The following is a 23,424-nucleotide window of genomic DNA, read 5'->3' as shown; positions in this document are numbered from 1 at the left end:
CTTTGCCATTTTAGGTTCCATCCTTCCATTGTGATTATATTCTATCCATTCTTTAACGAAATATGCAATTTCGTGAGTCTTGCCTTTTCAGCAATTACCTCCGGCAGTTTCTCCGGATTGTCAGCAATATGCGCAAGTTCATAATCAATCCGCGCCATCTTGACTTTTCTCACTAAATCATTGATCACCCGCTCTTTTTCATCCTCAGTGATCTCCACATCCAGCTCTGTCTGCAAAATCTTTGCAACCAGACGTTGTTTTTCTATATCTTCAAACAGATTTACGATTGCCGCCGGATTCACTGTTCCGCTATCGCGGTACTGGTCAAACAACCGTTTGGCTACCGTATGGTAATCCTCATCAATAAAGTCCTCCTCCGTCAGAATTCCTTCAAGTTGTCCAAACAGCTCTGGCTTTCCAACCATCCATGTGAGCAGCAACCGTTGTGGTTGCGTCTCCCGATCAGCCGCTTCATCCCTTGGATTCCGATTTCCTTCCGGTGGCGGCGTCGCAATCACTGGACGCGCCGTGTCATCCATATTGGTTGTCTGCGTCTGCAATCCAATCGTTCCATACCTTGTCACCATTGCTTTCAAATCTGCTGCATCTATCTTGTACTTCTCAGCGACCGCCTCAATATAACTATGCCGGACGACCGGTTCATCTAATGCAGATAATCGTTTTGCCGCCTCTTTTGTAAAACGGATTTTCTCTTCCGGATCTCTCAGGTTATACCCCTGTGCAATGCCGTCAATCTCAAATACAATTCCCGTCACCGCATCAGCAATCCGTCCTTCAAATGCTTCTTTTCCAAGATTATGTATGAACTCATCCGGATCCTTATACGGCTTCAGATCAATAATTCTGGTTGATATTCCAACTTCCCGCATAATGCCAATCGCCTTCATCGTCGCCTTGCGACCCGCGCCATCGCTATCGTACGCCAGATATACCTCATCGGTATATCGTTTTACAATTGTTGCATGTCCCATTGTAAGTGCCGTACCAAGAGATGCCGCCGCATTATCAAAGCCCGCCTGATGCATAGCGATGACGTCCATATATCCCTCGCATAAAATGATTCCCCGCCGTTTGGATCTGCGGGCAATATTCATTGCAAACAATGTATGACTCTTATCAAAAACTGCCGTTTCCTTGGTGTTAATATACTTTGGTGTTCCATCCCCCAGTACACGTCCTCCAAAGCCGACAACTTTTCCATTGATATCCATTATCGGCACCATCGCGCGGTTCCAGAACATATCCTGCCCGCCACGGCGTTCATCAATCCGCACCAATCCGGAATCCTTCATCTGTGCATCCGTATACCCCTGTTTCTTCAAATACTGGTACAAATCATTTTCATAAATATTCGCGTATCCTAGCCCAAACCGCTGAATCGTCTCGTCCGAGAATCCCCGGTCATGATAGTATTCCAGTGCGTGCTTACCGGCCGAGGTCGCAGTCAGTAAATAATTAAAATAAATCGCTGCTGTCCGGTTCATCTCCTTCAGAACCATCTTATAATTTTCTCTTTGCCGCTGTTCCCTGGAATAATTCTGTTCTGGCAAAGCAACACCCGCACGCTCCGCCAGCATCTTGAGTGCTTCTGGAAACGAGAAGTTCTCATATTCCATCACAAACGTGATCACATTTCCTCCAACGCCGCAACCAAAGCAATGATACATCTGCTTATCCCGGTTTACATGGAAGGAGGGTGTTTTCTCATGGTGAAATGGGCAGCACGCCATATAGGAATTTCCCCGGCGTTTCAAGGTCACATATCCACCGATCACATCCACAATATCATTGCGGCTCCGAACCTCTTCAATTATATCTTCTGAATAATACAACTGTCTTCCTCTATTCTTATCAACGGATTTTGAGCGACTCTATGGTTATTCCTTGCTCCACGACTTCGGAATAAATATCTTCTTTGCCATATCAATCGCATAATTATCCGTCATTCCTGCTATATAATCACAGATCACTGTTTCCTTCGGTTCTCCCTGTTCAATAAATCTCTGATATTCTGCCGGCAACCAGTCTTCATGCTCCATAAACTCTTCATACAGCATACCTATCAGGCGCTCTGCCTTCACTTCCTCGCTTTTTGCAACAGGATTGGTATACAGATCCTGAAACATAAATCTGCGCAGTTCCTGAAACGCCTGCTGATATTCCTTCGGCAAAACCACATCTTCCACATCATGGCTCGCTGTAACAACCGTATGAATCAATGTATTGATACGATCACGTGTACTATGCCCCAAAAGGTTTGTACACTCAACCGGCAACATCTCCTCTGTCAATATCCCCGCACGTATTCCATCATCAATATCATGATTGACATATGCTATTTTGTCTGACAAACGGACAATCTTTCCTTCCAAAGTCGCCGGTTCGCATGCACTCCGATGATTCAAAATGCCATCCCGTACTTCCCATGTCAGATTCAATCCCGCGCCATTTTTCTCCAGATGCTCCACCACCCGAATACTTTGCTCATTGTGACAGAATGGCTTGGATGTATACTTAGAGAGTGCCCGTTCTCCAACATGACCAAACGGCGTATGTCCAAGATCATGTCCCAAAGCAATCGCCTCAACCAGATCCTCATTCAAAAACAGAGATCTGGCAATCGTCCGTCCAATCTGCGCAACTTCCAGCGTATGTGTCAGTCTGGTTCGGTAATGATCTCCGCCCGGAGACAAAAAAACCTGCGTCTTATGTTTCATCCGACGGAATGATTTGGAATGCAAAATCCGATCCCGGTCTCTCTGAAATTCTGTACGCAAATCGCATTTTTCTTCCTGCCTTACTCGTCCTTTTGTCCGATCCGCAAAGCAGGCACATGTACGATAGATTTGATGTTCTCTTTTTTCTAATTCTTCTCGAATTGTCAATCTTTTTTCCTTTCGTTCATGTCAAAACTCACCTATATAATATATTCCACACTTTTCTCATTTTCCCTTTATTTTTTTACAAAAAAATACGAAACAGTCTGTCGCAAACTGTTCCGTATTTGTATCTTTGACTAATAAATCATATTTAGTTCGATCCGGCACTGGATGTGGAAGAAGCTCCATTTAACAATCCGCCATCAGCCAGGGACTGTGCCAACCCAGACAAATCATAATCTGCCCACACAGTGCCTTCCATATCCTTCTCCGTGTCAACTTCGATTGTACTGAGCCACTGTTCTTCCAGCTTATCAAACTGATCATCAACCGTATCACTGGCAACCGCATATGCATAATTCTTCAACAATTCTTCATCATGATCCGACTTCATATGAATGACTGCATAGCCCAACTTCTCTTCCAGCACGCCAGAGCAATCACCAGCCTTCATATTCTCCACCGCTTTATTAATACTATCTGTAAAGCTTCCTACATAACCAGTTCTCTCAAAATAATAATTCGAAACTCCATATTTTGTTGCAAGGGTTTCTGCATCACCGCCTGCTTCCAGTTCCTTTAACAGAGCCTCTGCGTTTTCCTTTGCCTTTTGCTTTGCTGCATCATCCACATACTTATAGCTTCCATCTGTATTCGTTGCCGGAGTGTCATCCTCAGTCGTCTCTACAGTCGGAAACAAGATATAATCAAAAACCATAAAATTATAATCTTTCACTTTTTCTTCTACGTCATCCTGTATCGTCTTACCCATGTCGTTCTTAATATCATTCTCAAACTTCGATACATACGTCTGTTCTGTAAAAACTTTACGTACTACATCTTCAGAAATACCATACTTTTCCAACAATCCATCCGGCATAGACTTCAGGAAATTATTGATTGTATTATTGGTTGTCTCCATATCACTATCATCCAGCGTCACATCATTATGCTGTGTAACATCGTACAAAATCTTGGTCGTACGAATCAAAGACAACGTCTGTTCCTTGTATGTATCCGGATTTGCCTTTACTGATGCCAGTGTTCCATTGTTCGTAACCATTGCCTGAATCGCATACACCAGAAGTTCATCCATATATATATCATAATCGCCAATCACCATGACCTTTGTTGTAGATGCCTCTTCCTGTGTCATCGTGCCAACATTGGACGATTCCTTCTTCGAACTGCTCAGTCCGTTACTACAACCTGTCAGCGATGCTGCAGCCATGCTCAATGCAAGCACAGAAGCAACCACCTGTTTCTTTAAATACTTCTTACCTTTAATCATTTTGGTCCTCCAACCCTTTCTTTATATGCATGTTCTATTTTACTTTTCTTTTTGTCTATCGTCAACTCTTTTCACAGTAAATACACAGAAAGCAATCATTTATCAGGCATAAAAAAAGGACCGCTTACGCGATCCTTTTAAAATCCTTGAAATTACTCCTTTACACCGCCAAGAGCTACACCAGCAATGATGTACTTTGATAATGTGAAGTATACAATGAAGATAGGCAATACTGTCAAGAACAGGCCAAGGTAGATAACACCATAATCCTGTCTGAACTGCTCTGAACGAAGAGCCATGATGAACATAGGCAATGTCTTCTTTGCTGTATCTGTCAACATCATAGAAGGTGTATACAAGTTGTTCCATGATGTAATGAAAGCGAAGATCGCCTGTGTAGCCATAGCTGGCTTCATCAAAGGTAATGCAATCTTATTGAATGTAGAGAACTCTCCAGAACCATCAATTCTGGCTGCCTCGATAATTTCAAGCGAAAGGCCTGTAGCCATATACTGCTTCATGAAATAATATGTAGCAGGTGATGCTGCTGCAGGAAGAATCAATGGCCAGTAAGAATCATACAGATGAACCTTCATCATGAACTGCATGAAACCGATGATAGAAACCTGTGCAGGAATCATCATGATAGCCATAATAAATGTATGAGCCGCATTCTTCAGCTTAAAGTTATATACTGTAAGACCATAAGCTGTCAATGTAGAACAATATACTGTAAGGATTGTAGCCGGTACAGAGATAATTGCACTGTGAAGCATAGCGCCCCAAAGTGAAGTACCAACGCCCTGTGCCTTTGCCATCAATCCTGAAAAGTTCTTACCAAACTGTGCGAAAGAACCCGGAAGCAAATGTACACCAGTCTTGATTGTGTTTGAATCCAGTGTTGAGTTCACGATCATCAAATAGAACGGGAACACACTGATGATACACAATATGACACAAATAATTGTTCTAAATATCTTCGTTGCACGAATACGTCCTGAGTAGCTTGCTTCAACTTCTGCGTTTTTAGCCATTATTCGTACACCCCCTTATCGAATTACAGCATGCTTCTGCTTCGGCTGTCTGTCTTTTGTTACAGCGAAGAAGACGATACTGATTACCATTGTTACAAGGAACAGGATAATAGATGAAGCGGCTGCTTTACCATAATCCTTAGATGTGAATCCAAGTGACTTGATCCACATTGTAATTGTCTCTGATGCATAGTTTGGCTTACCATTGAAGGACTGGTCAACGTTGAACAGAGATGGAATATCATACATCTGCAAACCACCGATAGCGGATGTTACCAGATTGTACTGGATAATCGGCTTCAACAGTGGCAATGTAATCTTGAAGAACTGCTGCTTGCTGTTTGCACCATCTACCATGGCAGCTTCGTAGAGTGATGGACTGATACCTAAGATACCTGCAATCAGGACGATCATAGAGTTACCATACCACATCCAGAACTGCATGAATGCAATCAGTCCGATTGTACCACCAGGGCTCTCCATGAAGTCATACTTCTGTCCGATGATGTGTGCATTTCTAAGCATCATAGCAATAGGTCCGTTTGCATTAAACAAACTGTAGAACAATACGGCGATGGAAGATGCTGTAATGATGTTCGGCATGAACATCATGATCTTGAATGCGCCCTGTCCCTTTAATTTTACGACTGTATCTGTAAACCAAGAAGCCAAAAGCAAGGCTAAGAGGATCTGTGGAATGAAGTTCAAAACCCAAATCTTCAATGTGTTGCCAATGGTCTTAACTGTCATGGTATCGAACCATGATACAACCTCAAGATTCTTTCCAGAACCCTTTGTAGTTGCAAGTACCATTACATAGTTCTTAAGTCCGTTAAAGTTTGGACCCTGGAACTTTCCAAGTTTAATCTGGTAATATTCTACAAAACTGAGGTAAAAAGTATAAATCAACGGATACAGCTGGAATACAAAAAATACTAAGAAGAATGGAAGTATGAAGAAGTATCCATACTTACCATATTCAACTTTCTTTTTCTTCATGATTTCACTTCCCCAACCTTTTCATAATTTTTAAACATATTTTTTCGCGTCCCCCGTTAGACATTTTACAGGTAATACTGATTGGAGTATTATCTGTAAAATGCCTAACAGCGGTATGTTTTTTTTAAATTATGCACCGGGCGTACCCGGTGCATAACCATAAATTCATATCAAATATAGGTTCCAGTAAATTACTCTACTGTAAGGTTCTGGTAACCATCTCTGATAGACTGCTTGATTGCCTCTACAGCGTCATCAACAGTCTTAAGCTCGCCTGAGTTGTATGCCTCTGAAGCATTGTCAAGATAACCATTGAATGTTGAATCGTACTCTGTAGCGTACTGAAGGTTGATCTTCTCTGCATTGTCAGCCCATGTCTGAAGTGGATTAGCGCCACCAAGAACTGGAGACTCACCCTTACCATCAGCGATAAGCTTAGCAACTGCAGCCTTGTTGTTTACGAAGTCAAGAGTCTCATCTGAGAGCTTGTACATTGTGTCTGTATCACAGCAAAGTGTGTAAAGAACAAGTGCAGCAAGTTCCTTGTTAGGACACTGATCTGTTACACCAAGGTATGTACCGCCCCAGTGATATGTTACAGGACCCTGGCACATATTTCTCTTTCCGTATGTATCAGAACCTTCCTCATCATTGATTGACCAGTAAGTGAACCATGTACATCCGAAGTAGCCAAATACATCAGCTGTAAAGTCTGTGTTCCAGCCATCTGACCACTGAGCATTGTTGTTTGTATACTCACCATCATAAAGCTTCTTAGCGAACTCAATATACTCTGTGATAACTGGGTCGATGTTAACTGTGTCGTTCTCTACCCATGCAGATGTTCTCTGATCGATGATAGGCTTCTTAGCATCTGAAGGACCTGAAAGCATCTTGTAACCAGCCTGCTTCATTGTCTCAGCTGTATCAAGGAATGTATCCCAATCCTTTACATACTCCTGAACCTTAGCTGGATCTGATGTTCCAAGAACTTCCTCAGCGATATCTGTTCTGTAGATGAAACATCCAGGTGTTGCCTGCCAGCACATACCCTTGAGCTTGCCATCGATTGTAGCGTAGTCAACTGTATACTGGTAAGCGTTGCTGTACATATCAGCTGTGATGCCAAGATCCTCAACAGGAACGATAGATTCTGAGTTCAGGAAGTACAGAGCTACATCATCATCACATGCTACGATTGAAGGTACCTTGTCTCCGCCATTAGCGATAGCGTTCTCAATAGCACTCTTGTACTCATCAGATGTTCCGCCAAGACCAAGGTTCTCATACTGAATGAGGTCAGCATACTGAGGATACTTATCCTTTACATACTGAAGTCTGTCACCAAGCTCTGTATTCCATGAGTATACATAGATTGGATCGCTGTCTTCTGCAGGCATTGGAAGAGCCACCTCTGCGTTTGATGCTGATGCGTCATCTGCTGTAGCGTCATCTGTTGCGGCTGCCTCTGTTGTTGTAGCCTCTGTTGTTGTAGCCTCTGTTGTTGTCTCTTTCTCCTTGTCGCCACAAGCTACAAGAGAAAGTCCCATTGCAAGTGCCAATGACAATGCCATTGCTTTTTTAAATTTCTTCACAAAAAAACCCTCCTTTAATGTGTTTTTGTCATTTTAACCTCCATACCATATCTTCCTCCGAACATTCCACAGATAAATCCTTCTAAAATTCGTATTATCTATGTGCAATTTAAACGAAGCCTACGACATATCGGTCAAATAAGACTTGTTTGAACCTGTTATTATTCCAGTCTAAGACTGTCGGTTCCTTAGTTAATTGTGAAATATCATAACATACTCCGTCATGACTAAGGTAATTATAGGACATATTTACCAAGTATGCAAGTACTTTTTCACTTTTTCTTCACAATTTTGTGCATTATTACTATAATTTGGAATAAATGTGTCAAAATCCGCCTAATCGTCCAGGTATGCTTTGATTAATTTTGCTACTCCGTCCGGATCATAAGTGTATAATCTCGACGGGCCAGACATCTCCTCTATCTGGACATTCTTATACTGACTGTAATATGCTTTCTTGTCCGCGTTGTATTCTCCGACATAGTCTACGCCGTCTGCATCACCCGCACTCGCATCCGTTGCAGTTCCATAGACTTCCTTTAAAGCGTCCTCATACTCTTCCCGTACAGACGAATCGTCCTCGATATACGGTGCCATCAGTGGATTAGCAAGAATCACAAGCATCGGCGTCTGCTCCGGCCAACCCAGTTCCTTCACAACAGCAGCATTGTGTACCGCCTGCAGATCCTCCTCATACATATCGGAGGTATAGAAATTCTTTGAGATCAATGCCTTACGCACGATCATCTGTTTTTCTGTATATACCGCACCAAAATTATCCGGGTAAACGCTCTTAACATACCGTTGTCCGCCAATCGCAGCAAATTTAACCATCAAATAATTGAAGAATCCGCAGTACTGCTCTTCGGTCACACCGTCAAAATCATCCGCCACTGAAATATTGATTCCAATGATTGATTCCACCTCATCTGGATATTTATCTGCCCAATAGGTTGCTTCCAGTCCCGCAATGCCATTTGGCACAAGTACATATGGTCCTTTGACATTCACTTTCTCCAATGCCGTCCGAAGCTCTGTGACAATACTCTCAATATCTTTATCCGTCTTTGTCGTATCACTGTAACCAAATCCACTCCGGTCAACATACACTAGACGATACTCCTGTAGCTTGCCAAACAACGGTTCTAAGGCAACCGAATCATCCGTGATACCATTGCTATGGATAAAAACCAGTGTTTTATCTGCGTTTTCATCGCCATCTACGATCACATGCACAGAATGTCCGCCGACATCAACCATCTGCCCCTGTGGATTCAGATACCCCCGTTCATCCGCCAGCTTGTTTTTGTGGATCAAAAACAACACACCAATCACAAGGATGTTAATCGCAATTGCGGCCCCAAATATAATAATAAAGATTTTGAAAAACTTATGAAGAAATTCTTTGAACTTCTTTTTTTCCTTTGGATTTGCTTCTTTTTTCACGTTTCCATTCCCTTTTCCTTTATTTTGTTGCATTTCACATACCTATATAATAATGTAGATTATTTGAAAAGTAAATAGTTTTCAGGTGTGTGATATTTATTTCACAATTTTGCACTTCCTCCTGCACTGCTTCTATGTTAATATAGTAGAAAGTTTTATTTCGAGGAGGAATTTCCTTTATACAGGGAACAAGCATAAACATGAGCAAACAGGAACTGTCAAAATCAACAGTCGATGAGTCCGAAGCTGTCAGCACAGATGTTGTCGAAGAGATCAACGAATCCCAGTCAGATCAATCCGCACCGGAAGGTACAGAAAAAACAGATGTTGAAAATAAATCCAAAGACACAAAGCCAACTGTCAATACCGAGGACAACCTCGAATTACACAGTTTGAGTTTCCGCGACCGTCAGCGTGCCAAACGTGCACGGATCAAAGAACACATGGAAGGTATGACGAAAGGTCAAAAATTCGGATACATCCTATCTTATTATAAGGGGCGAATTATCCTTGGTCTGGTTTTACTCGCCATCTGTATTGCAATTCCGGTTACGATCTATAAGAAGAGCCGTCCAGTTGCTTTGTCCTACTGCATCGTCAATTCACCGGAGCCTTCCGCAGTAGACACATCCTTCGTTGATGAATATCTGGACTTTTACAATCTGAACGGTGCTTATCAGTTAGAGAGTGACGTAACCGTACATCTGGATAAGGATACTTACCTGGAAGAATATTCACAAAACTCCAGTGCCTCCGTCTATACCGAGCTGCCAATGCTTTGCTTTAATGGTTTTTATGATGTTATGATCATGGACGAAAAAGGACTGGAATACTGTGCAATGCAGGAAATCATCTATCCTTTGCGAAACTATCTGCCAGCCGAAATTTATTCAGAAGTGGAATCCCGGATCTGTACTGCAGACGATAACGATGGGGTAAATGTACCTTTCGCCATTGATATCAGTGACACAGACTTCGCAAAAGGGTTAAATCTCGGTTATGACAAAGTATACTTAGGTTTTCCGGGGAACACAGAGCGGAATTACGTCAACGCAAAACGGATGTTGAAATTCATTCTGCATCTGGATATCGATACAGAAACAACCTATTAGTAAAATGCTGCATCGTGTGTTTCTTTACTATCACGAACGTTCGCATAGTAAAAAATGGGCAGGCTTTTTCAAAAGCCTGTCCATTTTTATTCTTTTCAAATCATTCGATTTTCATTATTCCGATCAATCCTGATCGTCGCTTGCCATATTCATGACCTGACGTTTTCTTGCAAGTTCATCATTCGCAAGGTATTCATCGTAGGTTGTCTGTTTGTCAATCAAGCCCGTATTCGTAAGCTCCATGATACGGTTCGCGGTTGTCTGTACAAACTGATGATCCTGACAGGCAAAAAGGCAGACGCCAGGGAACTTGATCAATCCATTATTTAACGCTGTGATACTCTCCATATCCAGATGGTTCGTCGGCTCGTCGAGGATTAACACGTTGGAACCCATAATCATAAGCTTTGACAACAGGCAGCGCACCTTCTCACCACCGGAAAGCACCTTAACCTTCTTCACGCCATCTTCACCGGCAAATAACATTCTGCCAAGGAATCCACGCACATACGTTGCATCCTTGTCGTCAGAATACTGTGCCAGCCAGTCTGCGATCACAAGATCATTATCAAACTCCTTCGTATTGTCTTTCGGGAAATATCCCTGTGATGTTGTAACGCCCCACTTGTAGCTTCCTTCATCCGGTTCTTCTTCTCCGGCAAGGATACGGAACAGCGTTGTCGTTGCAATCGTGTTTGGTCCGACAAATGCAATCTTATCGTCATGTCCGACTGTAAAGGAAATATTGTCAAGCACCTTTACACCATCGATTGTCTTGGAAATGTTTGATACAGTAAGGACCTCATTTCCAATCTCTCTCTTCGGACGGAAATCAATATATGGATATTTACGGCTGGATGGACGAATCTCATCAAGCTGAATCTTCTCCAACGCACGTTTTCTGGAAGTCGCCTGCTTGGACTTTGAAGCATTTGCAGAGAAACGCTGAATAAAGTCCTGCAGCTCCTTGATTTTTTCTTCCTTCTTCTTATTTGCTTCCTTCATCTGCTTGATCATCAACTGGCTGCTCTCATACCAGAAGTCATAGTTTCCGGCATAAAGCTGGATCTTCGCATAATCAATATCTGCGATATGGGTACATACCTTGTTCAGAAAATAACGGTCATGGGATACAACAATAACCGTATTCTCAAAGTTGATCAGGAACTCCTCGAGCCAAGCAATCGCATCGAGATCCAAATGGTTGGTTGGCTCATCCAGAAGCAGAACATCCGGGTTGCCAAACAAAGCCTGTGCCAGAAGGACTTTGACTTTCAGATTACCATCAAGCTCGCTCATCATTTTGTAATGAATATCTGTATCAACGCCAAGACCATTCAGGAGGGTTGCCGCATCACTCTCTGCATTCCAGCCATCCATCTCTGCAAACTCTGCTTCAAGCTCCGATGCACGGATACCATCTTCATCCGTGAAGTCTTCCTTCGCATAGATTGCGTCCTTTTCTTTCATAATATCATACAGGCGTTTATTTCCCATAATAACCGTGTCGAGTACCATATATTGGTCGTATTTGAAGTGATCCTGCTGCAGGACAGACAGACGCTCGCCATCATTCATGATAACTTCACCATTTGTCGGTTCAAGTTCTCCGGAAAGAATCTTTAAAAAGGTTGATTTGCCTGCACCATTTGCACCAATCAAACCGTAACAGTTTCCCTCTGTAAACTTTATATTTACATCCTCAAACAAAGCCCGCTTTCCAAGCCGCAGGGTTACATTATTTGCACTAATCATATCTGGTTTCCTTTCTATACTGCTTATCCAAAACTAGCTATGAGTATAACAACCACCCTCTTTTATGTCAAGCATTATGCCATGTCCGAATCGTATCTCTTCCGCCATCCTCCGACCATAAGAAAAAGGGACTTCCGAAAAAGTCCCTTCATTTCTTATAACTCTTTTACAATCGGATCGTACAGATCCAGTCTGCAATGCTCGTCCTCTGCGAAATGTCTGCAATTCAGACAGCTTTTCTCGCCCTCTGCCACATTGCAAAAACAAGATTTCCGCTCACGCTTGTCATAAGCGCTGCAACGCTCAGCTACTTCTCTGTAAACTTCTGCTCCAGCTCGCATACAATATCCTCCTTCTCTGAACTGTTTTCTTACAGTTCCCGGATAGTATGCGTCAGATTCTCTATTTTTATGCTGGATTTACAGCAAGCTGCAACAGAGAATACATCACAGCCAGACAAACAATATACGAATACGCGCAATCCAGATTCACATTTCCACGATCATGTACATAATATTCATGTTTTTCTTTGACATAATCGAGCAACTCCTGCAGGGAATGAATCGTTGGCAGCATCCGTTCATCGTACTGCATCTCGCCAGATTCATATCTGTTGCGCACAAAGCTTCGCATGCGATGCTTCAAGTCCTCTTCATAACTGCAATGATCTTTCAAAGTTCCCGGATAATGTGCATTGTGCGGATATGTAAAATAATCTGCAATGTAATGCAATACCACACCCATCCGAATACTTGATAAGATCGAAACGCCTTTTTTCTTTGTTTTGTAATGCTTCAAGAATCCAAGCATCTTCTTTTCACACACATCAAACGTATCCTCGATACAATGACGTCTTGTCAAAAAAGAAGGTGTACAATCTGGAAGTATGCTTCCCACATACAGGGATAAGCGATGTCCGAACCGCTGTTCTGCGGACAGTCCGTGTACAACACCCTTTGTAAGCGATATGTGTGATTTCTTACGCATCCAATACCTCCTTTGGTTTTTTAAACCTATCTACGTTTCTCCCATGTCATGCCTGCTCCGACTTTTCGCGATACAATATAGCGTGGGCGGCACTTAACCTCCTCATAGATCTTCGCAATATAATATCCTATGACACCCAATCCCATAAGAATCAGACTGCCCATGATCAGGATAATCAGGATCACTGTCGTAAATCCTTCGACCGCATGACCAGAAAAATAATTTACAAGTGTCTGTATGCCTAGTATAACCGCAAACAGAAACCCAAGTATACCGGTAATTGTTACCAGTGTCATCGGTGCTGAAGAAAACGACACGATATTGGAGATTGCGTAACGGATCAATGACTTGGTCGACCATTTCGACTCGCCAATTTCCCGTTCCTGCACGTCAAACTCCACCGAGGTTGTCCGGAATCCAATCCAGGAAGATAACGCCCGGAAGAAAGCATTTCGCTCCGGCATTGCAAGCAACGCCTCTACCGCGCGTCGATCCATCAGTTTGAAATCCGACGCTCTGGACATATCAATCTTGACAGCCTTCGAAATCAGTTTATAAAAAAGTCCCGCGCTTAATTTATGAAAGACGTTTTCCTTTCCACGCGTACGCTTCACGCCCTCGACAACTTCGTATCCCTGCTGCCACAGCCGATACATCTCCACGATTGTCTCTGGTGGATGCTGTAGATCACAATCCATCACAACAACGCAATCGCCACCTGCATTTTCCAGTCCCGCCATCATGGCAGATTCTTTTCCGAAATTTCTGGAAAAACGAACTCCATTGACATGCTGATCTTCTTTTTGTGTCTGTTCTATTTGCTGCCACGTTCCATCTTTGGAACCATCATCTACGAATATAATCTCATAATCAATGGCTTCTTTTTGTAAAATTCCGCCTATGGTTCCTGCCGCTTTCTGAATCATTTTTTCTTCATTATAGGCAGGTAATACGACTGATAACATCTTTTCACCGTTTACACTTTCCTGTTTGTTTTTACTAATCTTATTTTACCACATTTTCTGTAAATAAAAAAGAGGCAGACCAAGTTTCTGCCTCTTTTTAACCATATTTTCACAAGTGATTACTCTGCAAGTGCTTTAAATGCCTCATCGAGATCCTCAATGATATCATCGATATTTTCTGTACCGATAGAAAGACGGATCGTATTTGGCTTGATTCCCTGATCGAGAAGCTCTGCCTCGTTGCACTCAGAATGTGTGGTTGATGCCGGATGGATTGCAAGCGACTTCACATCCGCTACATTTGCAAGCAGGGAGAAGAGCTCGAGGTTATCGATAAACTTCTGTGCTTCTGCAGCGCCACCCTTAATTTCAAATGTAAAGATTGATCCTCCACCATTCGGGAAGTACTTCTTGTAAAGTGCCTGCTGCTCTGGATTCTCAGAGATCGATGGGTGATTTACCTTCTCTACCTGTGGCTGATTCTTCAGATACTGTACAACCTTCAGTGCATTTTCTACATGGCGCTCTACACGGAGAGACAATGTCTCAAGCCCCTGTAAGAAGATGAAGGAATGTACTGGCGAGATTGTTGCACCTGTATCACGGAGCAGAATCGCACGGATGTAAGTTGCAAATGCTGCCGGAGCAGTATCCTTTGCAAAGCTGACTCCATGATAAGATACGTTTGGCTCTACCAGCCATGGGAACTTGTCCGCTGCCTTGAGCCAGTCAAATTTACCACTATCAATGATCACACCGCCGAGTGTTGTTCCATGACCACCGATAAACTTTGTTGCGGAATGAACGACGATATCTGCACCATACTCGATTGGTCTTACAAGGTATGGTGTTGCAAATGTATTATCAACAACAAGCGGAATGTTGTGTGCATGTGCAATCTTTGCGATACGCTCAATATCTACAACCTCTGAATTCGGATTTCCAAGTGTCTCGATCTGAACTGCCTTTGTGTTTGGCTTGATAGCTGCTTCGATTGCATCGTAGTCAAATGGATCTACGAAAGTTGCCTCGATACCATAATCCGGAAGTGTATGTGCAAGCAGGTTGTAAGTTCCACCGTAGATGTTCTTGGCTGCTACGATATGGTCGCCTGCATGTGCCAGTGCCTGAAATGCATATGTAAGAGCGGCTGCTCCGGAACCAACTGCAAGTGCTGCGACACCACCTTCGAGTGCTGCGATACGCTTCTCAAATACATCCTCTGTCGGGTTTGTCAGACGTCCATAGATGTTACCGGCATCCTTCAATCCAAAACGGTCAGCCGCATGCTGACTGTTGTGGAACACATAAGAAGATGTCAGATAAATTGGAACGGCTCTTGCGTCTGTCACTGGATCTGGCTGTTCCTGTCCTACATGTAACTGTAATGTTTCAAACTTTAAATTTCTGTCCTCGTAATGTTTCTTTCCCATAATTTTGTACCTCATCTTTCTTTTATTTTCCAGCTTGTGCCTTGTTGTCTTTTCTTGTTTGCAACCCGTTTTCTTGATTGCAAGGTTATCTTACCATCTTAATTCCTATTTGTCTAATAGGAATTAAATTGAATCAGTTATAATTATATGTTATAGCCAAATCTATACTTGACACCCTTCATCCAAATATATAGAATATAAGGAAATTTATACACAAAAGGAGTGGTTTTTTTGGACAATAGTCCCGCGTTACAACTAATTATAATTCTGATTTTACTGGCACTTTCCGCTTTTTTCTCTTCCTCAGAGACTGCACTGACAACGGTAAGCCATCTAAAGCTTCGTTCTCTCGCAGATAGCGGAAACAAGAAAGCAAAGAAAGTATTAAAAGTAACTGAAAATTCAAGCAAACTATTAAGTGCGATCCTGGTCGGAAACAACATCGTCAACATCTCCGCCTCCGCACTTGCAACAACCTTTTGTACAAACATGTTCGGAAGTAAGTACATTGGTGTATCGACCGGAATTCTGACATTGCTTGTCCTGATCTTCGGTGAGATCTCCCCGAAGACCCTTGCAACACAATATGCATTGCAGCTTTCCATGGTCGTTGTCTACCCGATTTCGTGGTTGATGACGTTGCTCACCCCTGTTATCTTCCTGTTAAATATATTGACCGGAGCCATCTTCAAGCTGTTCCGTGTCGACCCATCCGCGAAGAAGGCAAGCATTACCGAAGCAGAGCTTCGAACTATCGTAAATGTATCGCATGAAGAAGGCGTCATTGAGCCCGAAGAGAAATTCATGATCTCCAATGTTGTTGATTTTGGCGATGCATTATCGAAGGACATCATGATTCCAAGAGCCGATGTTATATCTGCCGACGTGAATTCTACCTATGAAGAGCTTGTCGATATCTTCAAGAGTGAAACCTATACCAGAATCCCGATTTACGAGGATTCCAAAGAAAATATCATCGGTATCCTTAATATCAAGGATCTGTTTTTCTACCGGGAGCTGTTAGATATCCGTTATTTTGATCTGCGAAGCATCCTGCGTAAACCATTGTTTGTATATGAGTATCAGAAGACGAGCCAGATCTTCGCGGAGATGAAAACCTCCGCAGACAGTATGGCAATCGTACTTGATGAATACGGACAGGCTTCCGGAATCATCACAATGGAGGATCTGGTCGAGGAGATCGTCGGGGATATCCGGGACGAATACGACGAGAACGAGAATGATCTGATCCGGGATCTCGGCAACCATACTTATGATATTGATGCATCCATCAAGCTGGATGATTTAAATGATAAACTCCACACGAATTTCCAATCCAAGGATTATGATTCACTTGCCGGATTCATCATTGAATTGTTAGATAAGATTCCAACCGCCGGTGAAGAAGCTCATTGTGAAGGTGCCCACTTTAAGGTAACCGAAGTGCACAGAAACCGTATCGAACGCGTGACTCTCACACTTCTTCCGGCAGAACCATCCAACGAAAAAGACGAGGCGTAATTGACGCCTCGTCTCTTTTTATTTTTTTCTCTTATTTTCTTCTTTTATTTTCTTCTCTTTCCCGTTTGTCTGCTCCTGTTCTTTCGCCTGCTCCGCAGCCATCTCATCGATAATCCGCTCCATGATCTTCTTCTTCATATAGATATCGTATCCAAGCAAAGAGAGGAAATTCAGGTTCTTGATGTATTGATCATCTGCACCCGGAAAATCTCGTTCTGATAATTCAAATGTCTTCATAATGCTATTCTCTACCCGGAAATGCTGACGCTGTTCAAGCTTATAAAGACTTGCATAGATCTCTTCTAAGCTGTGTGCAGCCTCCGGATTCTCGAAATAATGATCAATCAGCGGTTTCAGCATAATCTGAATATCGTTGATTGAAACCACATTCTTCAGATAATAAATATAAATCAGCAAAATCAGATGTTCCTTCGTATACCGCTTCTTCTCTGGCGGCGGGAGCAGATTGTTCTTCGTATAGTTGTTGATCATCGTTTTCGTCAGCGTCTTATCTTCCTCATACCGTTTGTTCTGCGAAAGATATTTATCCATGAACGTCGTCACCTGATCCATATAAAGCTCAATCGAAGGAAGATCCTCCGGTGCAATATAGCCAAGCTGTGTCATTTCCCGTATTTGTTTTTTCAGGCTGTCCTTTTCAATATCCATATAATATACGCTCCTAATGCGTATATTATATAGTATTGAAAACCATGTGTAAAGGTTTAAATGAATATATCTGATTAATGTGTCTTGTAGTAGTTGATCAGACAGCCAGCCAGAATGATATCTCTCTCATCGTCTGTCAGGTCGCCCAGTTTCAACGACAACTCCTTCATATCCTTGTTCACAACATACGCCTTGATAATTTCATCCTTGTTGCGGATTGCCTGTGCAACGCCAGGAATGAATACATAATCATCCACATCAAAGTCGTAATCCTCATCCATGACAAACGGAAGCATACCCCAGTTGATCAGGTTTGAACGATAACGCTTTGTTGCATACTCCTTGGCGATATTAGCCCAGCCGCCAAGTACCTTCTGGCAGGAAGCCGCCTGCTCACGTGCAGATCCATCACCCGGTTTCACCGCAAAGATCGTACTTCCGACACCGGTATTCGAGCCACATGCATCCGGGAACATTTCCTTCACCTTGTGCATAGCTGTCTTCATGTTCGGATCTGCTTCGCCCATGCACTCACCAGCTTCACGCACACGCTCGACCTTCTGGATTGCCTTGGCTCTGCCTACATACTCCGGATCCTTACGGGACAATGTAAACTCCGCAAGTCCGAGTGGATTCGAACGATAAGAAGATGTCTCACCGGAAGGAATCAGCTCATCCGTCGTTGTAACCGGATCATGGATCACGGAAGCGACCTTGAGCATCAGGTTGTCTGTCAACGCCACCATCTCCGGCCAATCCTTGATGTTTGGTCCAAACTTAATCTCCTGCTCCGGCTGTGGATGTCCCCATCCATTATAGACACGGTTATCGTAGATCTTCTTGTCGAAGAAATATTTCTGTCCCTTGTATTCTACATCCAGATCGGTTGCAGCTGTTAAGAAGCCCTTGTTTGCGGCTGTCGCTGCGATCGAACGTGCATCCATCAGTGCGACAGAAGCAATCTGACCATTCTGGATCTTCGAACCTTCACGGTTCGGGAAGTTTCTTGTTGAGTGACGGATCGAGAATGCATTATTTGCCGGTGTATCTCCAGCACCGAAGCATGGTCCACAGAATGCAGTCTTGACGATCGCACCCGTCTCGATCAGATCGGAAAGTACACCATTCTTCGCAAGCTCCATATAAATCGGAGTGGATGCCGGATATACAGAAAGTGTAAATTCGTCCGCGCCAATGTATTTTCCACGGATCAGGTCTGCTGCCTGACAGATATTCTCGAATCCACCACCGGCACAGCCTGCGATGATTCCCTGCTCTACATAGAGCTTTCCGTCAACAACCTTATCCTTCAGTGTAAAGTCAATCTTGCCATCCAAGGATACCTGCGCACGTTTTTCTACATCGTCCAAAACATCCATCAGATTTGCCTTCACGTCCTCAATTGTGTAGACATTGCTTGGGTGGAATGGCATTGCGATCATAGGTTTTACCTTGGAGAGATCTACATAAACAACACCGTCGTAATATGCAACAGCACCCGGATTTAATTCTTTGTAGCACTCCGGTCTGTAGTGTGTCTCATACCACTCTTCGATCTTCTCATCTGTTTTCCAGATGGATGACAGACAGGTTGTCTCTGTCGTCATAACATCGACACCGATACGGAAATCTGCGGACAGCTTATCTACACCCGGTCCTACGAACTCCATAACCTTATTCTTTACATAACCACAGCCAAAGGTTGCGCCGATAATTGCAAGGGCAACGTCCTGTGGACCAACGCCCTTCTGTACTTCACCGTCTAAGTAAATTGCCACAACCCCCGGCTTTGCCACATCGTATGTACGCTTCAGAAGCTGCTTTGCGAGCTCGCCGCCACCTTCGCCGATTGCCATCGTACCAAGGGCACCGTAACGTGTATGGCTGTCAGAGCCAAGAATCATAGCTCCACATTCTGCAAGCATCTCTCTTGCGAACTGATGGATAACCGCCTGATGAGGTGGTACATAGATTCCGCCGTATTTCTTTGCACAGGAAAGACCAAACACATGATCGTCCTCGTTGATTGTTCCACCAACTGCGCACAAAGAGTTGTGACAGTTTGTAAGTACATACGGGATTGGGAACTCTGTCAGTCCTGATGCTCTCGCTGTCTGGATAATACCAACAAATGTAATATCATGGCTTGTCATCTTATCGAACTTGATCTTAAGCTGTTCCATATTGCCCGAAGTATTGTGTGCTTCGAGTATTCCATATGCCATTGTGTTTTTCGATGCATCCTCTTTGGATGTCTGTACACCCTTCGATGCAAGTACTGCCTGTGCCTGTCCGTCATCTGGAACCAGCTCGGAACCATTCAGTAAGTATGCACCTGTTTCATAAAGTTTTACCATAATTCGCCTCCATACTCTCGTTTAATTTATTTGTAAGCTAAGATATAGCTTTCGCTGTCTTCTAATGTTGCTGTATCAAAGTCCTTCACACCCTTATTTAAAGATGTTGCAAGTGTTTCACTCTGCTGGGAGAGATACTCCGTCTCATCCACAACCTGCTCATTGACATAATAAGTACCATCCACATTCTGGACATACGGTCCATCTGTGATCACGCCATCCGAATACCGTTTCAGGCAATATTCATCCCCGGAAGTCCGTGTCGATAGCCAAGGAAATGCGACAAAGCTGCTGTCGCTGCAGAAGCTCCGCACCTTCGCATAGCCAAGGTAAGAAACCGCGCCATCCCGGTAGGTAAAGATAAAGCAGCTCACATAGGTCTCGTTGCGTTCCATACTGTTATAGAAAAATGCCTCCGGCACACCGTCCTCATCGACATCATACAACAGCATACTGTCTGGTTTGATATTTTTATAGAACGAATCTAATATATTGATACCGTCCTCGGTCTCTCCAAGTACCTTCTGGATTTCTGAATCTGCATTTTCTGCCAGCTTCACATATGCCTTCTGCCAGTCGGCTGCCATAGACAGCTTGTATTTCTGAAGATTCATATCTTCGGCATAATATTTTTCCAGCTTATCCAACAGGTTCAATGCGTTCTGGTTATCCCCGATCTCAATATACGTATCAAGCAGACCGTCATAATAATTCATGCCTGTAGAATACGCAAGCTTGTATAATGAGTAAAATTTATCAATATACTGCGAATCCAGCGGATCTAACTGCACGGACTGGCAAATATTCAATGCCGTAAAATAATCTCCCTGATCATATGCTGCTTGTGCTGTGTCATACAATGTCCGGTAAGACTCGATCACCTGAATGTTATTGGTGAGCACGGTTGTATAATCTGCAATATCTGTCACAGCCAGACCATTGACAATAGAAATATAGCTGTTCATCGCATCCGCCGTAATTTCACCATCTACATACTGCTGATACTTCTCATTTAAAACCTCAATTACAACCTCTTTTTTCGTGTCTGTATCCAGTCGAAGATTGATCTTGTTGATCGTCTCGTTCGCCTGCACAACACCCTGTCCATTGTAATTCTGGTTTGAATTATAAATCTGTTCGATCGCATCCCGGTATTCGGTACGATTGACAAGCACATTGTATTTTGTACAAATGCTCTTTGTCTCATCGATACTGTTGATCGCATCATATGCTGCGACTGTATAAATGTAATCTTTTTCACCGGTCTGATATTCCAGGCAGATGTGCTTCGCATAATCCGGAAGCATTTCCTGTACTGCCTTTTGCTTTTCGCTATCTAACGCTTCGTAGCTTTTTTGCACCTCGTTCCACTGTCCAGCTTCAATACCGTCAAATACCTTATATTCATTGTAGTACGGATATAGGAATACGATTGCCGCACAGGCAACGACCGCAAGCACTATAAACGACACAATAATAAGTTTATTCCATGTCTTTTTCATCCTTGCACCTCCTAATCAATCACAACAGGCTTTGCCTCTGCATCGTCTGCCGGTAATGTATCAGCGCCTTCTGTATCCTGTGCAGATACATCACTTGGTGTTGCCTGCTCAAACGGCTGTTCCACCCATGTATCAGTCAGGTCAGACGGAGTTGCAATTCCCTGCAGGGCAGTTACCTGCTGCTCATATTTGGAAGTATCTGTCTCCGTGGCAAATCCTTCTACATGCAGGTTTTTTTCCTTCTCTCCCACCTGCGCGTAGGAAGGTGCAATGACCAAACGGTAGACAAACAGTGCAACTGCGGCAATTCCGACAATCAGCATCATCAAAGACAGCACACCAAAAAACTTATGAGCGCCGCCCGCTTTCATCTGCTCGTATGTATCGTCATCAACATCCGCGTACTTCGCACGCTTCTTCTCCTGTTTTGCCTTGATCTTCTCATCCTTGATCCGGTTCTTGCGCTCCCATTTGTTCTCCTCAGCAACATACGCACCAAACAATGCAGAAGATTCGCTTTCTTCCTCCGGTGTTTCCGGCTGTGCAGACGTATCCTCTGCTGCCACTTCCGAACTTTCCGGTTCTGCCGATTCTGCTTCCGTTTTTATTGATTCTACTTCCGTTTCTGTCTCCAGAGATGCATCAGATGTATCTTCTGCCGTCGCTTCCGGATTTTCTGGCTCCGCATCCGGCTGTGTACCCACTTCCGTTTCTTCCTGCTGTGACTCTATCGGAATCAAATCAATTTCTTCCTGATTATTTATGTTATTTTTGTCTTTCTTCTTTCTTCGCATAACAAAACTCCTTTGTTTTTGTTGTGTAAAAGCTTAACGTACTGATTATATCAATTTCAACCAGATTATTCAAGAAAGATTGTAATTTGCCAAGAAAAACCACCGACTCCCTTTACATTTTTTATCAGAATGGTATAATTATTGTGTTTTTTACTGTATTTATGAGAAATGGAGTGCAATATATGAAAAAGAACATCGAGATCAGATGGCACGGACGTGGAGGTCAGGGTGCCAAAACCGCAGCACTTCTGCTTGCGGACGTTGCTTTCAACACAGGTATGCACGTCCAGGGATTTCCGGAGTATGGTCCGGAACGTATGGGCGCACCAATCACGGCCTACAATCGAATTGGCGAATCCGAAATCCGGGTACATTCCAATATTTATCATCCGGACTATGTGGTTGTTGTAGATGAGACACTGCTTCATTCCGTAGATGTCACAAATGGTCTGAAGGAAGATGGTGCCATCGTGATCAACACACCGCGTCCAAAAGAAGAGATTCTTCCTTTATTAAATGGATACAAGGGAAGCGTTTATACGATTGATGCACACAAAGTATCAATGGAAACACTTGGAAAGTATTTCCCTAACTCCCCGATGCTTGCTGCTATCGTAAAGGTTGCAGACATCATGGATAAAGATGTGTTCTTATCCCAGATGCAGGCATCTTATGAACACAAATTCGCAAAGAAGCCGGAAGTAATCGACGGCAATATGCGTGCACTGAAAATGGCGTTCGAGGAGGTAAAATAAATGTCAAAGGCAACAGATATTTCTAAAATCAATGAACATAGTCCTTACTATGATATGACGCCGGGCAACCAGATCTATGGCGGCGGCGGTTCCCGTAAATTCTGTACAGGCGAGTGGAGAACAAAAACTCCAGTGATCGACTGGGAAAAATGTACACAGTGTCTGCTCTGCACACCCGTCTGCCCGGATAGCTGTATTCCGGTAAAAGACGGAAAAAGAGAAGACTTCGACTTAGACCACTGCAAAGGCTGCGGTATCTGCGAGCGCGTCTGCAGCTTCGGTGCAATTACAATGAAGGAGGGAATCTAA

At 43.3% G+C, this 23,424-nt stretch carries 20 protein-coding genes; 4 read left to right on the top strand and 16 right to left on the bottom strand.

The features are described from left to right. Nucleotides 1-41: 41 nt before the first annotated feature. The 7 genes from dnaG to AAAT93_RS01540 all read right to left on the bottom strand — a co-directional run bounded on the left by dnaG (nucleotide 42) and on the right by AAAT93_RS01540 (nucleotide 9,265). Nucleotides 42-1,853 carry a DNA primase gene (gene dnaG / locus AAAT93_RS01570; RefSeq protein WP_021985654.1) on the bottom strand — a complete coding sequence of 604 codons (1,812 nt, stop codon included), beginning with the start codon at nucleotides 1,851-1,853 and terminating at the stop codon, nucleotides 42-44. Nucleotides 1,854-1,898: 45 nt separating this feature from the next. Continuing rightward, on the bottom strand, nucleotides 1,899-2,906 hold the full coding sequence (locus AAAT93_RS01565) for a deoxyguanosinetriphosphate triphosphohydrolase (protein WP_117781196.1): 1,008 nt from the start codon (nucleotides 2,904-2,906) through the stop codon (nucleotides 1,899-1,901). Between the two features lie 145 nt (nucleotides 2,907-3,051). Then, entirely contained in the window at nucleotides 3,052-4,191 is a 1,140-nt protein-coding gene (locus tag AAAT93_RS01560) for a peptidylprolyl isomerase (protein ID WP_021985655.1), read from the bottom strand. Nucleotides 4,192-4,343: 152 nt separating this feature from the next. Further along, nucleotides 4,344-5,225 (bottom strand): carbohydrate ABC transporter permease, encoded by an 882-nt coding sequence (locus tag AAAT93_RS01555; protein WP_195541303.1) that lies wholly within the window; start codon nucleotides 5,223-5,225, stop codon nucleotides 4,344-4,346. 15 nt (nucleotides 5,226-5,240) lie between these two features. Continuing rightward, nucleotides 5,241-6,224, bottom strand: coding sequence for a carbohydrate ABC transporter permease (locus AAAT93_RS01550; protein WP_021985657.1), 984 nt, complete (start codon nucleotides 6,222-6,224; stop codon nucleotides 5,241-5,243). Between the two features lie 191 nt (nucleotides 6,225-6,415). Next, nucleotides 6,416-7,819: an extracellular solute-binding protein gene (locus AAAT93_RS01545; protein WP_227573347.1), complete on the bottom strand. Its 1,404-nt coding sequence runs from the start codon at nucleotides 7,817-7,819 to the stop codon at nucleotides 6,416-6,418. Nucleotides 7,820-8,155: 336 nt separating this feature from the next. Beyond that, complete coding sequence (locus tag AAAT93_RS01540) at nucleotides 8,156-9,265, bottom strand: alpha/beta fold hydrolase (RefSeq protein WP_195541305.1); 1,110 nt, start codon at nucleotides 9,263-9,265, stop codon at nucleotides 8,156-8,158. Nucleotides 9,266-9,465: 200 nt separating this feature from the next. Between AAAT93_RS01540 and AAAT93_RS01535 the strand changes: the two genes are divergently transcribed. After that, nucleotides 9,466-10,377 carry a hypothetical protein gene (locus tag AAAT93_RS01535; RefSeq protein ID WP_195541306.1) on the top strand — a complete coding sequence of 304 codons (912 nt, stop codon included), beginning with the start codon at nucleotides 9,466-9,468 and terminating at the stop codon, nucleotides 10,375-10,377. A gap of 123 nt (nucleotides 10,378-10,500) precedes the next feature. Here AAAT93_RS01535 and AAAT93_RS01530 read toward each other — a convergent pair whose 3' ends face one another. The 5 genes from AAAT93_RS01530 to AAAT93_RS01510 form a co-directional block, all read right to left on the bottom strand. Beyond that, nucleotides 10,501-12,132 carry an ABC-F family ATP-binding cassette domain-containing protein gene (locus AAAT93_RS01530; RefSeq protein ID WP_021985661.1) on the bottom strand — a complete coding sequence of 544 codons (1,632 nt, stop codon included), beginning with the start codon at nucleotides 12,130-12,132 and terminating at the stop codon, nucleotides 10,501-10,503. A gap of 155 nt (nucleotides 12,133-12,287) precedes the next feature. After that, nucleotides 12,288-12,473 carry a hypothetical protein gene (locus tag AAAT93_RS01525; protein ID WP_021985662.1) on the bottom strand — a complete coding sequence of 62 codons (186 nt, stop codon included), beginning with the start codon at nucleotides 12,471-12,473 and terminating at the stop codon, nucleotides 12,288-12,290. Nucleotides 12,474-12,540: 67 nt separating this feature from the next. Next, complete coding sequence (locus tag AAAT93_RS01520; protein ID WP_021985663.1) at nucleotides 12,541-13,119, bottom strand: zinc dependent phospholipase C family protein; 579 nt, start codon at nucleotides 13,117-13,119, stop codon at nucleotides 12,541-12,543. Nucleotides 13,120-13,145: 26 nt separating this feature from the next. Beyond that, a complete protein-coding gene (locus AAAT93_RS01515; RefSeq protein ID WP_021985664.1) occupies nucleotides 13,146-14,084 on the bottom strand; it encodes a glycosyltransferase family 2 protein in 939 nt (312 codons plus the stop codon). A gap of 119 nt (nucleotides 14,085-14,203) precedes the next feature. Beyond that, the gene (locus tag AAAT93_RS01510; RefSeq protein WP_227573346.1) at nucleotides 14,204-15,517 is read right to left on the bottom strand and encodes an O-acetylhomoserine aminocarboxypropyltransferase/cysteine synthase family protein; all 1,314 of its coding nucleotides are present in this window, start codon (nucleotides 15,515-15,517) and stop codon (nucleotides 14,204-14,206) included. Nucleotides 15,518-15,739: 222 nt separating this feature from the next. Between AAAT93_RS01510 and AAAT93_RS01505 the strand changes: the two genes are divergently transcribed. Next, a complete protein-coding gene (locus AAAT93_RS01505) occupies nucleotides 15,740-17,038 on the top strand; it encodes an HlyC/CorC family transporter (RefSeq protein ID WP_420315038.1) in 1,299 nt (432 codons plus the stop codon). Between the two features lie 18 nt (nucleotides 17,039-17,056). Here the strand turns inward: AAAT93_RS01505 and AAAT93_RS01500 are convergent, their stop codons facing one another. The 4 genes from AAAT93_RS01500 to AAAT93_RS01485 all read right to left on the bottom strand — a co-directional run bounded on the left by AAAT93_RS01500 (nucleotide 17,057) and on the right by AAAT93_RS01485 (nucleotide 22,360). Then, nucleotides 17,057-17,707, bottom strand: coding sequence for a DUF1836 domain-containing protein (locus tag AAAT93_RS01500; RefSeq protein ID WP_021985667.1), 651 nt, complete (start codon nucleotides 17,705-17,707; stop codon nucleotides 17,057-17,059). A gap of 74 nt (nucleotides 17,708-17,781) precedes the next feature. Beyond that, nucleotides 17,782-20,064 carry a hydratase gene (locus AAAT93_RS01495; protein WP_117781206.1) on the bottom strand — a complete coding sequence of 761 codons (2,283 nt, stop codon included), beginning with the start codon at nucleotides 20,062-20,064 and terminating at the stop codon, nucleotides 17,782-17,784. Nucleotides 20,065-20,090: 26 nt separating this feature from the next. After that, complete coding sequence (locus AAAT93_RS01490) at nucleotides 20,091-21,566, bottom strand: hypothetical protein (protein WP_227573344.1); 1,476 nt, start codon at nucleotides 21,564-21,566, stop codon at nucleotides 20,091-20,093. 11 nt (nucleotides 21,567-21,577) lie between these two features. After that, complete coding sequence (locus AAAT93_RS01485) at nucleotides 21,578-22,360, bottom strand: hypothetical protein (protein WP_196021101.1); 783 nt, start codon at nucleotides 22,358-22,360, stop codon at nucleotides 21,578-21,580. A gap of 182 nt (nucleotides 22,361-22,542) precedes the next feature. On the opposite strand from AAAT93_RS01485, the gene AAAT93_RS01480 reads away from it, so the two are divergent. Further along, a complete protein-coding gene (locus tag AAAT93_RS01480; RefSeq protein ID WP_021985671.1) occupies nucleotides 22,543-23,115 on the top strand; it encodes a 2-oxoacid:acceptor oxidoreductase family protein in 573 nt (190 codons plus the stop codon). Beyond that, on the top strand, nucleotides 23,116-23,424 hold the full coding sequence (locus tag AAAT93_RS01475; RefSeq protein ID WP_021985672.1) for a 4Fe-4S binding protein: 309 nt from the start codon (nucleotides 23,116-23,118) through the stop codon (nucleotides 23,422-23,424).

The organism is Coprococcus hominis (ex Arizal et al. 2022), assembly GCF_040094675.1.
GTDB lineage: Bacteria > Bacillota > Clostridia > Lachnospirales > Lachnospiraceae > Coprococcus_C > Coprococcus_C hominis.
This window is presented reverse-complemented; position numbering and strand designations above follow the sequence as displayed.